12 protein-coding genes and 1 tRNA gene are annotated in these 12038 nt (G+C 63.5%); 5 read left to right on the top strand and 8 right to left on the bottom strand.

Going from position 1 to position 12038, the window contains the following annotated elements; all coding sequences use genetic code 11:
• Positions 1-50 precede the first annotated feature (50 nt).
• A tRNA-Gln gene (locus tag IRZ77_RS14620) sits at positions 51-125 on the bottom strand.
• A 260-nt stretch (positions 126-385) separates the two neighbouring features.
• On the opposite strand from IRZ77_RS14620, the gene IRZ77_RS14615 reads away from it, so the two are divergent.
• Entirely contained in the window at positions 386-628 is a 243-nt protein-coding gene (locus IRZ77_RS14615) for a DUF465 domain-containing protein (RefSeq protein ID WP_046615721.1), read from the top strand.
• Between the two features lies 1 nt (position 629).
• Here IRZ77_RS14615 and IRZ77_RS14610 read toward each other — a convergent pair whose 3' ends face one another.
• Positions 630-1055 (bottom strand): DUF1810 domain-containing protein, encoded by a 426-nt coding sequence (locus IRZ77_RS14610; protein ID WP_046615722.1) that lies wholly within the window; start codon positions 1053-1055, stop codon positions 630-632.
• A 158-nt stretch (positions 1056-1213) separates the two neighbouring features.
• Here IRZ77_RS14610 and zapE point away from each other — a divergent pair, with 158 nt between their 5' ends.
• Both zapE and IRZ77_RS14600 read left to right on the top strand, forming a co-directional pair.
• Positions 1214-2299, top strand: coding sequence for a cell division protein ZapE (gene zapE / locus IRZ77_RS14605; protein ID WP_196173747.1), 1086 nt, complete (start codon positions 1214-1216; stop codon positions 2297-2299).
• A gap of 92 nt (positions 2300-2391) precedes the next feature.
• Positions 2392-3633, top strand: coding sequence for an NHL repeat-containing protein (locus IRZ77_RS14600; protein WP_135002272.1), 1242 nt, complete (start codon positions 2392-2394; stop codon positions 3631-3633).
• Between the two features lie 76 nt (positions 3634-3709).
• Here IRZ77_RS14600 and IRZ77_RS14595 read toward each other — a convergent pair whose 3' ends face one another.
• A complete protein-coding gene (locus IRZ77_RS14595; RefSeq protein ID WP_196173746.1) occupies positions 3710-5599 on the bottom strand; it encodes a propionyl-CoA synthetase in 1890 nt (629 codons plus the stop codon).
• Positions 5600-5779: 180 nt separating this feature from the next.
• Between IRZ77_RS14595 and IRZ77_RS14590 the strand changes: the two genes are divergently transcribed.
• A complete protein-coding gene (locus tag IRZ77_RS14590) occupies positions 5780-6646 on the top strand; it encodes a LysR family transcriptional regulator (protein ID WP_108480327.1) in 867 nt (288 codons plus the stop codon).
• On the opposite strand, the gene IRZ77_RS14585 is transcribed toward IRZ77_RS14590, so the two are convergent.
• From IRZ77_RS14585 to IRZ77_RS14565, 5 genes are all read right to left on the bottom strand, one after another.
• Positions 6620-7774 (bottom strand): HPP family protein, encoded by a 1155-nt coding sequence (locus IRZ77_RS14585; RefSeq protein WP_196173744.1) that lies wholly within the window; start codon positions 7772-7774, stop codon positions 6620-6622. The two genes, IRZ77_RS14590 and IRZ77_RS14585, sit on opposite strands and share 27 nt — an antisense overlap.
• A gap of 262 nt (positions 7775-8036) precedes the next feature.
• Positions 8037-9356, bottom strand: coding sequence for an ATP-binding protein (locus IRZ77_RS14580; protein ID WP_196173742.1), 1320 nt, complete (start codon positions 9354-9356; stop codon positions 8037-8039).
• Positions 9353-10021 carry a response regulator transcription factor gene (locus tag IRZ77_RS14575; RefSeq protein WP_039614066.1) on the bottom strand — a complete coding sequence of 223 codons (669 nt, stop codon included), beginning with the start codon at positions 10019-10021 and terminating at the stop codon, positions 9353-9355. Before IRZ77_RS14575 ends, IRZ77_RS14580 begins: the two co-directional genes overlap by 4 nt.
• On the bottom strand, positions 10022-10336 hold the full coding sequence (locus IRZ77_RS14570; RefSeq protein ID WP_085600216.1) for a PepSY domain-containing protein: 315 nt from the start codon (positions 10334-10336) through the stop codon (positions 10022-10024).
• A complete protein-coding gene (locus IRZ77_RS14565) occupies positions 10336-10647 on the bottom strand; it encodes a PepSY domain-containing protein (protein ID WP_085600213.1) in 312 nt (103 codons plus the stop codon). The genes IRZ77_RS14570 and IRZ77_RS14565 overlap by 1 nt, the downstream gene beginning before the upstream one ends.
• A 273-nt stretch (positions 10648-10920) precedes the next feature.
• On the opposite strand from IRZ77_RS14565, the gene IRZ77_RS14560 reads away from it, so the two are divergent.
• On the top strand, positions 10921-12000 hold the full coding sequence (locus IRZ77_RS14560; protein WP_135002275.1) for a patatin-like phospholipase family protein: 1080 nt from the start codon (positions 10921-10923) through the stop codon (positions 11998-12000).
• Positions 12001-12038: the final 38 nt, after the last annotated feature.

Here is a 12038-nt window from a genome sequence, read left to right as displayed (position 1 = left end):
AGCGCTTGTCTTTCCAAGCACCGGACCGAGATACGTTTGAAGCAAGAAAATGGCAGGGGCGGCTGGATTCGAACCAACGCATGGCAGGATCAAAACCTGCTGCCTTACCGCTTGGCGACGCCCCTGTATCGGATGCAGCGTTTGCTGCTCTGACAATTCCAACTGAGTGACAACTGGGTTGTTGTCTTGGAATGCGCGGCACTTTAACAACAAACTTTGGGTCTGTGAACCCCCTGATGAAAAAAAATTACCAAAAAACAGCGAGTTAGTCATTTTTGCGGTTGGCATGGTGACCATCCGTCGTTTTCCGCCCGCTTGGCTTCAACACAATCGCTTTCCTCCCTTCCAATCAGATGAGCCATCTGTATTGACCAAGGAGGACCCCATGCCTGTCTCCCACGACCTTTATCAGGACTTGCACTACCCGCGCGAAATCGTCCAGCAACGCCGTCAGCAGGACAAGGCACTGGATCGGCTGCTGGACGAATACATGGACATCGACAACCAGGTGCTGGCCGCCGAGTCGATCTCGGCGGGCAACTTCGAGGATGAAGACCTGCGCCGCCTGAAAGAACGTCGGCTGGCAGTGAAGTACATGATCGAGCGCCAACTGGAGCACAAGGGTTGAATCAACCCTGCAACATGGCCAGGGTCAGGGCGTCCGGCTCACCATCGTAGAACTGCACCAACGCCAGCTGGAACAGCGGGTTGCCGGGCGCTGCCTTGGCGAACAGGGTCAGGCACGAGCGCAACTTGAGGTGGTCGGGGCTGCCGAGCATTTCACGGGCGCTCTTGTCGCTGTGCTGCAGCAGCGCAGTCACGCAAGCCTCCAGGCGTGGGCCAAGCAGCGGATGAGCAAGGTAGGCACGGGCCTCGTCGATACCGGCCAGCGCATAGCGTTCGGCCATGGCGCTGTGGCCCAGGCCATCGACCTGCGGGAACACGTACCACATCCAGTGGCTGCGCTTGCGCCCGGTCTGCAGCTCCTGCATCACCTGGTCATACACAGGGTTCTGCGCCTCGACGAAACGCTGTAGATCATGGTCGGCGTGCATGCTCGTCCCTCCTCGAACCGATGCCAGCCTTTACTGTACGCCTGCATGGCAAACCTATCTCGTCAGGCGATGATTGCCGCGCAATTTCTGTATTGGTCAAAATGGCCGCCCTCGGGCAAGCTGCACACTGCCCCGCCATCGCCCAAGGAGCTTTGCTTTTGCCTGCCTGGATCCCAACCCCGCTACGTCAGCTTGGCCAACGCCTGCGCGGCGCCGCCGCCAACCAGAGTGAACTGCTCGGCTGGTTCGAGGACAAGGCGCACAGCCGCGGTTACCAGCTCAGCGACGGCCAACGCCGGGTGATCCACTGCATGGCCGAACAACTGGCGCAGCTCGAACAAGGCCAGCCTCGCAGCCTGTACCTTTACGGTTCGGTAGGCCGGGGCAAAAGCTGGCTGCTCGATGGCTTTTTCCAGGCCGTGCCGGTGCAAGCCAAGCTGCGTCTGCATTTCCATGACTTCTTCGCCCGCCTGCACCAGGGCATGCACCGCCACCGGGCGCTGGACGACGCATTGGGAGCGACCCTCGACGAATTGGTAGGCGATTGCAGGGTGCTGTGCTTTGACGAATTCCATGTGCACGACATTGGCGATGCCATGCTGCTCACCCGGCTGTTCAATGCGTTGTTCAGCCGTGGCGTATTCCTGCTGGTGACGTCCAACTATGCGCCTGAAGGGCTGCTGCCCAACCCGCTGTACCACGAGCGCTTCCTGCCGGTGATCCGCCTGATCAACAGCGCGATGGAAGTGCTGGAAGTGAGTGGCGATACCGATTTCCGCAGCCTGCCGGCCAACCGCGAGCATCAGCGCTTTACCCGGGGCCATTATGTGTGGCCGGGCAACGCAGCGCAGCGCCAGGCGTTGAATGTGCCCGAGCCGCAGCCGGTAATGCTGGAAGTGAACAAGCGCCCGCTGCGCGCGCTGGCCGTTGATGGTCGGCGGGTGGTATTTGCCTTTGCGGATCTGTGCGAGAAGGCCACTGCCGTCATCGACTATCTGGTACTGGCCGAGAAGTACGACGAGTGGATCGTCGATGGGCTGGATGATCTGGCGGAATGTTCACTGGCCGCACAGCAGCGCTTCGTCAACCTTGTGGATGTGCTGTATGACCAGGACCGACAGGTCGTGATAATTGGCAAGCGCCCGTTGGGACAAAGCCTGGACGGACCGCTGGCCGACCTGATGCGCACCCGCAGCCGGTTGGGCCAATTGCGTCAACTCGCGCCAGGGAGCGTCAATCAATGAAACCTTCCGGGCTGTCAACTACCAGTTCTACCAGCTGACCGGCATTGCGAAACGGCCTCTACTGTGCGCTCACGCATATGGAGGCACCTTACATGTCGAACAATCCAGCACTGTGGACTCGCATTGACCTTCCTCTGCCGGAAGATGATACGAGCGAAATCGCCCGCCCGCCCTACCTGGTGGGTGGTTTCTACTATAGTTCCAAAAACTCCGAAGCTGCCCCGGGTGAGCCGACGATGGTACTGACCAAGCTCACCCCCGATGGCGCGGCCGTCGAAGCATTTGGCGAGCATGGCACCGTACGGATCAGGATGCCGTCAGAACAAGCTTCATGGTTATGCTTCGTTGAAAATGGCGATCATTTGGTGTGTGGCGTGGCACTTCGGGCCACTCAGCACTTCGCCCTTTTCCGCCTGAACAAAACCTCAGGCAAGCTGGACCAGGCTTTCGGCGATGGAGGTTTCAAGCTGGAGCCTTACCCGAAAGATGAGGTTGTTTTCCCTCTTCACAAGGGTACATCCCCTTGTCACGAAACATATCAGGAAGACACCGCCGGCTATGCTGGCAGCGTACCGCAGTTTGCGGATGGCAAACTGCGCCAGGCCGTGAACTCCGGACTTGCTCAATTTGACCTGCAGGGAAATCTGGACAAATCGTTCAACAGCACCGGGATGCGTAGATTCTTTACCTGGCAGAACCAGCCCCTGTTCACCCTCGCAGTCGTCGCCAGATACGCCGGGGAGGACCACGCCGGCTTCTACTACTGCGGCATGCATCGCGTGGGGAATAAGGATGTGCAGGCTTGGGTAGGCGCCTGCGACAAGAACGGCGCAGTTGTCCCTGGCTTTGCGCAGGAGGGAGTCTGGATTGTCAATCGCCTGCCAGGCCATCCGGACATCGCCCATGTTTCTGTTTATTCCGCAGTTCAAGCACATGACTGCCTTTATCTGGTAGGCAACGCAGGAAGCGGTACCGGTGACAGTGGGTTTGTGCTTCGCCTGAAACTGGATGGCAGTGTCGACCCCAGCTTCAACGACGGCCAAGCTGTGATTTTCAAGCGACCGGAGTTTGACCGGACGAAGGCATTCGCTGTTACTCCGCATGACAGCGGCATCCTGATCGGCTGTGCCCATACGTTCCAAGCCAATGATCAATTGCCAACGGCAATCGTTCGACTGGACGCAAATGGCAAGGTGGATAGCTCATTCGGTGACAACGGCTGGCTACTCACTCCAGCTTACCCGGAAAGCAAGACCCTGCTGACCTTTGCCAGTGGCGGCCAGCAGATCATCGAGTTGAGGGGCGAGAAGTTCTTGGCCCGCTACCCACTGTAACCCCCAAGCGCGTCAGCCGCTGATGAGCCCGCCCCAGGAGCGGGCTCATCAGTGCGTTGCGCAACACTGGCTCGGCTCAGCCAGCCCTGGGCAGATCCGCCAGCACCGCCTCGATCTCCCCCAGCACTGCCGGGTCATCCAGAGTAGAAGGCGGCACATAGTCCTGCCCGTCGGCAATCTTGCGCAGCACCGCCCGCAGAATCTTCCCGGAGCGGGTCTTGGGCAGCCGCTTCACCAACCGCACTCGGTTGAAACACGCCAACGCGCCAATCTCCTCGCGCACGCTACCCACCAGGTCCACCAGCAACTGCGCCTCGGCAATGCCTTCGCCGTCCTTGAGCACCACCAGGGCCAACGGCACCTGCCCCTTGATCTCGTCATGCACACCAATCACCGCGCACTCGGCCACCGCCGGGTGGCGCGCCACCAGGTCCTCCATCTCGCCAGTGGACAGCCGGTGCCCGGACACGTTGATCACGTCATCCGTGCGCCCCATGATGTAGACGAAGCCGTCATCGTCCAGGTAGCCACCATCACCCGTGTGGTAATACCCCGGGTAGGTCCGCAGGTAGGCCTGCAGATAACGCTCATGGTCCCCCCACAGCGTCTGGCTGCACCCGGGCGGCAATGGCAGGGCGATGACGATCGAGCCCTGATGGTTCGGCCCCAGCAAGTGGCCCTCGTCATCCAGCACGCGCACGTGGTAGCCCGGCACCGCACGGTTGCTCGACCCTGGCTTCGCCGCGCTGCCTTCCAGCCCGACGCAGGGCGCGGTGACCGGCCAGCCGGTCTCGGTCTGCCACCAATGGTCGTGCACCGGCTTGCCACTGACCCGTTCCAGCCATTCGTGGGTGCTCGAATCCAGTTTCTCGCCAGCCAGGAACAGCTGGCGCAGCGAGCTCAGGTCGTGCTTGCGGATCAGCTCGCCCTCAGGGTCTTCCTTGCGGATGGCGCGCATGGCCGTAGGGGCGCAGAACAATGCGTTGACCTTGTATTGCTCCACCACCCGCCAATAGGCCGAGGCGTCCGGGGTGCGAATCGGCTTGCCTTCGTAGAACACTGTGGTACAGCCGCTCATCAGCGGCCCATAGACGATCAACGAATGGCCGACCACCCAGCCCACGTCGGATATGCCCCACCAAACATCGCCGGCCTGCATGCCGTAGATATGGCGCATGGCGTAGCACAGCGCCACGGCATTGCCGCCGTTTTCCCGCACGATGCCCTTGGGTTTGCCGGTGGTGCCAGAGGTATACATGATGTAAAGCGGGTCGCCCGCATCCAGTTCCACCGGTGCCACCGGCTCGGCTTCGGCCAATGCCGCCTGCCAGTCCAGGTCGCGGCCCGGCTGCAGCTGGGCACGCGCCTGCGGGCGCTGCAGCACCAGCACATTGCGCGGCTGGTGACGGGCCAGTTGCAGGGCACGATCGACCAGCGGCTTGTATTCGATTACCCGCTCGAACTCCAGCCCGCAGGACGCCGTCAGCAGCAGCGTCGGCCGGGCATCGTCGATGCGCAAGGCCAGCTCGTTGGCGGCAAAGCCACCGAACACCACCGAGTGCACTGCGCCAATCCGCGCGCAGGCCAGCATGGCCATGGCCGCCTGCGGCACCATGGGCATGTAGATGATCACGCCATCGCCCTTGTTCACCCCCAACTGGCGCAACAAGCCGGCCAGTCGCGCCACCTCGTCGCGCAGTTGGTGATAGGTGTAGGCCTGCTGCACACCGGTCACCGGCGAGTCGTAAATCAGCGCCAGCTGCTCGCCACGGCCCTGCTCGATCTGGTGATCGAGGGCCAGGTAACAGCTGTTCAGGCGGCCATCGGAAAACCAGCGGTGGGTGCCGTCGGCATTGTCTTGCAGCGTGAGGGCAGGCTTGCGGTGCCAGGCCAGATGCGCGGCCTGTTCCGCCCAGAACGCGGCAGGGTCGGAAATGGAATGGGCGTAGCTGTGCTGGTAGCTCATATCGAAAGAAACCCGGTACTTGTTGTTATTGAAGGGCGAAACTTGAGTATGGACCGCTACACCCGCGCCGCCATGGGACTAAAGTCACAACCGACCTGCAAATTTGCAGACAACGCAAAAACGCCCCACAACGGTGCAAAGCCTCTAGAATAGGCAGCCCCTTCAGCCACCGAGCAGCTCATGGACATCGATCAGGCCCGTACCTTTCTGGAAATCGTGCGTTGCGGCAGCCTGGTCGCCGCCGCCGAACGCCTGTTCGTGTCACAGACGGCGATCACCGCAAGGGTGCAACGCCTGGAACAGCAACTGGGCTGCCAGCTGTTCGTGCGCAGCCGCAACGGCGCCAGCCTGACCAGCGACGGCGAGGCATTCGTCAGTTATGCCAACCAGATGGTGCAAACCTGGGAAGCGGCGCGGCGCGACCTGCCGCTGCCCGAGGGTTGCCAGCAAGTGCTGCACGTGGGCGGTGAGGTGAGCCTGGGCAACCCGATGCTGCTCGACTGGGTCAGTGCCCTGCACCGCGAGCTGCCCAGCCACGCCATCCGCAGCGAGGTGAGCGACGGCGAAGCGCTGCTGCGCAAGGTCGAGATGGGCCTGCTGGATGCCGCGCTGGTCTACCAGCCGACCTACGGTCCAGGCTTGCAGGTGGAGCAGTTGATGGAGGAGAAGCTGATTCGTGTGCGCCGGGTCAACCAGCCGACCCCGTACATCTATATCGACTGGGGCGAAGCCTTCCGTCGCCAGCACGATGCCGCCCTGCCCGACTGCGCGCGCCCGGCGCTGAGCTTCAACCTGGGCCCGCTGGCCTTGCAGTTCATACTTGACCAGGGCGGCAGCGGCTACTTCCGCACGCGGGTGGTGCAGGCCTATCTGGACAGCGGGGTGTTCGAGCGGGTACCGCAGGCGCCGGAATTCACCTACCCGACCTTCCTGGTGTACCCGCGCAAGCGCGACAGCGAAGCCCTGCAACAGGCCTTCGCCATCCTGCGCCGGCTGGTGGCCGACGGCGCCAGCGACTGGTCACAACGCTGGGACCCGGTTATCTGAAGCCTCGGCCTTGCTGAGCAGCTGGCGCTTGAGGCCGGCGATCAGGTCGGTCTGGGTGACCACGCCCACCAACTGGTCGGCATCGAGCACCGGCAGGCAATGCAGGCCCTGTTCGCACAGCAACGGCAGCAAGCGCTCCAATGGGTGCTGGCTGCTGACGCTGATTACCCGGCGGCTCATCACCTGCTCCATGCGCACCGCCTTGCGGCCGAACAAACCGCGCCAACTGAAGCGACCACGCTGCATGGCCGGGCCGACCAGGTCGCTGAGGCTGACTATTCCCACCAGTTTGCCCTGCTGCAGCACCGGCAGGGTTTTCAGATGGTGGCTGGCCAGTAGTTTCCAGGCCTGCTCCAGAGTGGTATCGGGGGTGGCGAACTGCACGTCGCGGGACATCACCGAGGCTGCGGTGATGCCACCGAGGCTGCGCTGCAGGGCATGTTGCTCGGTGGCCAGGATGATGCGTTCCAGTTCGTCCCGGGTGACGTCGACGAACTCGCCCAGGTCTTCCAGGGCCTGGTCCAGGTCTTCCCCACGGATGCCTACCCGCTCGCTGGGCAGCGGGTCATGGGTGTGGTGCAGGTCCTTGCGCGGCACCGCGCCTTTCGGGTACCGCACGCCGGTAAGGCGGTTGTAGAGGATCGCCACCGCTACCAGAATCAGTGCATTGAGCAGCACCGGCTCCAGCAGGTGATCGCCCATGGCGGTCAGCCCCGGGTCGGCCAGCACCGCGCTCACCGCCACCCCGCCACCCGGCGGGTGCAGGCAGCGCAGCAGGCACATCACCAGGATCGAGATACCGAGGGCGGCAGCGGCCACCCACAACTCCGGGCCGAAGCCCTGGCGCATGGCCAGGCCGACCACACCGGCCAGGGCGTAGCTGCCCAGCACCGGCCAAGGCTGGGCCAACGGACCGGAGTGCACGGCGAACACCAGCACGGCCGAAGCCGCCAGCGGGCCGAGCAGGTGCAAGGCAATGCTGGGGCCATAGGCCATGCTGGTCAGCCAGCCGGCAAGGAACAGGCCGAGCAACGCGCCGATACCGGCACGCAACCATTCTTTGGGGGGAATATTCAGGGGCGCTGGCAACAGCCGCTGCAGACGACTTTCGGAACGCGAGGCAGACATGTAGGTAATCGGAATCTGTAGTTTTTCTGGTTGAAAAGAAAGCCCAGCCAAGGTGGCCTGGGCCTCGTATTGCGGTTGCAATAGCACAAGGGGCTCCGTCCGTGGAGAGATGGAAACCGCAGGGTTTCGTGGGGGAATTTTGCCGGGTGGGGTGGGATTGGGCTAATTCAAAAAAATGCGGCTGTACTGCAATTTTTTTGCAGTGGTGATATGGCCCACGGAGTCATGCTTGCCGGCGATGGGCCGCAAAGCGGCCCCGGTATCACCGAGCCTTGCGCGGCAAGTCGATGCTTACCCGCAAGCCGCCCAGGGGGCTATCCAGCAGCGCCAGGCGCCCGCCCCAGGCCTCGACGATATCGCGCACGATGCCCAACCCCAGCCCGTGCCCGTCGACCTGCTCGTCCAGCCGCGAGCCGCGCTCCAGCACCTGTTGCCGCTGGCCTTCGGGGATACCGGGGCCATCATCATCGACCCACACCTGGTAGCCCTCGGCATTCGGCGCAATTCCCAGCCGTACCTCGCTGTCGGCCCACTTGCAGGCGTTGTCCAGCAGGTTGCCGAGCAGTTCCAGGAAGTCCTCCCGGTCCCACGGCAGCAGCAGCCCGGGCGGTACGTCTCTGGCCAGCAGCAGGCCCTCACCATGGATCATGCCCAGCGTCCCCAGCAACCCCGGCAGCTCGAGGCCGCAATCGAACTGCGCGCCAGGCAGCGCATCCCCCGCCAGGCGCGCACGGTTCAGCTCACGCGCCAGGCGTTGCTGAATCTGCTCCAGTTGCTCACGCATCTGCGTGCGAACATCCGGTAGGTCCTTCAGGCGCTCGCTGGAGGCCAGGCTCAGCAACACCGCCAGTGGCGTCTTCAGTGCATGGCCCAGATTGCCCAGGGCATTGCGGGAACGGCGCAGGCTGTCTTCGGTATGGCTCAGCAGGTGGTTGATCTGCCCCACCAGCGGCGCCAGTTCGCTGGGCACTTCGGCATCCAGCTGCGAACGCTGGCCCTGCTGCAACTGGGCGATCTGCTGGCGTGCCCGCTCCAGCGGCCGCAGCGAGCGGGTCACTGTGATGCGCTGCAACACCAGCACCAGGATCAGCGCCACCAGGCCCATGCCCAGGCCGATCTGCTGCAGGCGCCGGAAACCTTCGCGTACCGGTGAATAATCCTGTGCCACGCTGATCGAGATGTCCTGGCCCAGGCGCCGGTAATCGGCACGCAGGGCCAGCAGTTGCTGGCCTTCCGGGCCGAGTTCGTGGCTGTCGGAAAGGCCCGGCGCGGCGGGCTTGGGCATGTCCAGATCCCACAGCGAACGGGAACGCCAGGTGCCTTTATCGAAATCGATGCGGAAGTAATAGCCGGAAAACGGCCGCTGGTAGGCGGCCGAGATACGCCGCTCATCCAGCTGCAGGCCCGAAGGCCCGCGCACCAGGGCCACCAGCAGGTTTTCGCTTTCCTTGCGCAGGCCGTTCTCCAGGTAGCGCTGCAGGCCGACTTCGAACAGCCACAAGGTCAGCTGTGCCAGCACCAGACCGACCACCACCAGCACCGCCACCAGGCCCAGGCTCAGGCGCGCCTGGATCGACTTCACGCGGCGCTCCCGGCGTAGATGTAGCCTTGCCCGCGGCGGGTCTCGATGACGCTGCGGCCCAGCTTGCGTCGCAAGTGGTTGACGTGCACTTCCAGCACGTTGGAGTCGCGCTCGGTTTCACCGTCGTAGAGGTGCTCGGCCAGGTGGCTCTTGGACAGGATCTGCTGCGGATGCAGCATGAAGTAGCGCAGCAGCCGGAACTCGGCGGCGGTCAGCTGGATATCCACGCCGTCCCGGCTCACGCACTGCCGGCTTTCGTCCAGGTGCAGGCCGGCCGCTTCCAGCGTCGGCTGGTTGGCCAGGCCACGGGCACGGCGCAACAACGCCTGGATGCGCAACTGCAGCTCTTCGGGGTGGAAGGGTTTGCTCAGATAGTCATCGGCCCCGGCCTTCAGCCCTTCGATACGCTCGGCCCACGAGCCACGGGCAGTAAGGATCAACACCGGCGTGGCCAGGCCGGCAGCACGCCACTGGGCCAGTACTTCCAGGCCAGGCAGGCCCGGCAGGCCAAGGTCCAGGATGATCAAATCGTAGGGTTCGCTCTGGCCCTGGTACACCGCGTCACGGCCGTCGGCCAGCCAGTCAACGGCGTAGCCCTGGCGCTGCAGGCCGGCGGTCAGTTCATCGGCCAGCGGTACATTGTCCTCGACAAGCAACAGGCGCATTCAGTCGTCTTCCTCGTCTTTGAGCAGGGCACCGCTGCTGGCGTCGAGCTTGATCTCGCGCACCACACCTTCAGCCGTCAGCAACTCGACTTCGTATTCGTAGCGATTGTCGTCTTCTTCCAGCTCGGCCTCCAGCAGGCGCGCCCCGGGGTGACGCCCCAGGGCGGTTTCCAGCAGATGCTCGAGCGGCAGGATGATGCCCTTCTGGCGCAGCTCCAGGGCTTCGTCCTGGTCCAGGTCGCGGGCAACGGCCAGGGAACACACGGCCAGCAGGGCCAGCGCGAGGTAGCGCGCCGGCCGCAGTAGGTGGATCATCAGTTGTCCCGCTCGTCCTTCAGCACTTCACCGGTCTTGGCGTCCAGCGCCACATCCCATTCGACGTTCTGCGTGTCGCGCAGCTCGACCTTGTAGATGTAGCGGCCGTACTCGTCTTCAAGCTCCGAGTCGGTGACGGTGGCGCCTGGGTGCTTGGCCACGGCGGCGGCCTTGAGTTCGTCCAGCGACTTGACGGTCTTGGCATTGACCAGTTTGACCACTTCGTCGGGCTGCACATCCTTGGCGATGGCGGAATGGGCGCCCAGGGCAAGGGCGGCGGCTACGGTGAACAGGGCAGTCATGCGTTTCATCGTTCTTCTCTCCTGAGAACTGTGCAAGTTGTCTACGGGGTTAAGATTAACCACCGGTCCTTAATTCAACCTGAAAACAACTGGCGCCATGATAGCGCAGGTCAGGCTACTGTCTCGCCATCACCAAATACTGCGCGGCCCTGTGGGAGCGGCTTCACCCGCGAACACCGGCACAGCCGGTGCCATGCACCGCGCTGGATTCTTCGCGGCTAAAGCCACAGGGTATTCGTATGAAGCCCTATAATGACCCGCCTGCCGCCCAAGAGGTCCGCCATGAGCGCCATTCACATCAAATACCCCGCCCTGACCTTCAAGGCCGGCCAACGTGCCCTGCGGCAGGTCCGCGAGCGCGGCCTGCAGGCGGCCGATGTCGGAGTGCTGCCAGGTGCGGCTGGCGGGCCGAAGCCGCTGGGCATCCAGGGCCTGGACCTGGCGCTGTTCGGTGAGTGGCTACCGTCGGCACCACGCCAACGTGCGCTGATCGGCGCCTCGATCGGCGCCTGGCGCTTCGCCAGTGCCTGCCTCGACGACCCGGTCGCAGGCATCCGTCGTCTGGGCGAACTGTACACCGAGCAGGATTTCGCCAAGGGCGTCACCCCGGCCGAAATCACCCGTAGCTGCCAACACATGCTGGATGACCTGCTGCAAGGCCGCGACGGCCAGCTGCTGGCCAACCCACACTACCGCCTGAACATCCTGGTAGTGAAGAGCCATGGCCAGCTCGCCCACGACCATCGCGGCCGCCTGGGCTTCGGTCTGGGTTCTGTGATCGCCAGCAACTTGCTCGGCCGTTCACGCCTGGCCCGGCATTTCGAGCGCATCATCCTGCATGACGGCCGCGCCACGCCGCCGCTCGACGCACTGACCGACTTCCCCTCACGCTGCCTGCCGCTGGACCTGACCAACCTGCGCCATGCCCTGCTCGCCTCGGGCTCCATCCCCATGGTCATGGAGGGTGTGAAAGACATCCCCGGCGCAGGTGCAGGTACCTACCGCGACGGCGGCTTGCTCGACTACCACCTCGACCTGCCCTACCGTGGCGACGACCTGGTGCTGTACCCGCACTTCACCGACAAGGTCGTACCCGGCTGGTTCGACAAAGCCCTGCCCTGGCGCAAGGGCGATGCCACCCGCCTGCAGAACGTGCTGCTGATGACACCCTCGCCGCAGTACCTGGCGGCGCTGCCCTACGGCAAGCTGCCCGACCGCAACGACTTCAAGCGTTTCATGGGCGATGCGCCTGGCCGCAAGCGCTACTGGTACAAGGCCATTGCCGAGAGCCAGCGGCTGGGCGACGAGTTGCTGGAGCTGATTGCCACCGGGCGGTTGCATGAACGCCTGCAAGCCTTGTAGCGGCCATGCTGGTAGACTGCGCGCATTCTTGATTCACA

Origin of the sequence: Pseudomonas pudica (genome assembly GCF_015680405.1) — a bacterium.
GTDB classification, from domain to species: Bacteria; Pseudomonadota; Gammaproteobacteria; order Pseudomonadales; family Pseudomonadaceae; genus Aquipseudomonas; species Aquipseudomonas pudica.
This window is presented reverse-complemented; position numbering and strand designations above follow the sequence as displayed.

Coding starts and splice junctions, on each gene's coding strand:
- IRZ77_RS14610 (WP_046615722.1), bottom strand. CDS start 1,055: ATGCACGCCGACCATGATCTACAGCGTTTCGTCGAGGCGCAGAACCCT.
- IRZ77_RS14565 (WP_085600213.1), bottom strand. CDS start 10,647: ATGAAACGCATGACTGCCCTGTTCACCGTAGCCGCCGCCCTTGCCCTG.
- IRZ77_RS14600 (WP_135002272.1), top strand. CDS start 2,392: ATGTCGAACAATCCAGCACTGTGGACTCGCATTGACCTTCCTCTGCCG.
- IRZ77_RS14595 (WP_196173746.1), bottom strand. CDS start 5,599: ATGAGCTACCAGCACAGCTACGCCCATTCCATTTCCGACCCTGCCGCG.
- IRZ77_RS14575 (WP_039614066.1), bottom strand. CDS start 10,021: ATGCGCCTGTTGCTTGTCGAGGACAATGTACCGCTGGCCGATGAACTG.
- IRZ77_RS14615 (WP_046615721.1), top strand. CDS start 386: ATGCCTGTCTCCCACGACCTTTATCAGGACTTGCACTACCCGCGCGAA.
- IRZ77_RS14560 (WP_135002275.1), top strand. CDS start 10,921: ATGAGCGCCATTCACATCAAATACCCCGCCCTGACCTTCAAGGCCGGC.
- IRZ77_RS14590 (WP_108480327.1), top strand. CDS start 5,780: ATGGACATCGATCAGGCCCGTACCTTTCTGGAAATCGTGCGTTGCGGC.
- IRZ77_RS14585 (WP_196173744.1), bottom strand. CDS start 7,774: ATGTCTGCCTCGCGTTCCGAAAGTCGTCTGCAGCGGCTGTTGCCAGCG.
- IRZ77_RS14570 (WP_085600216.1), bottom strand. CDS start 10,336: ATGATCCACCTACTGCGGCCGGCGCGCTACCTCGCGCTGGCCCTGCTG.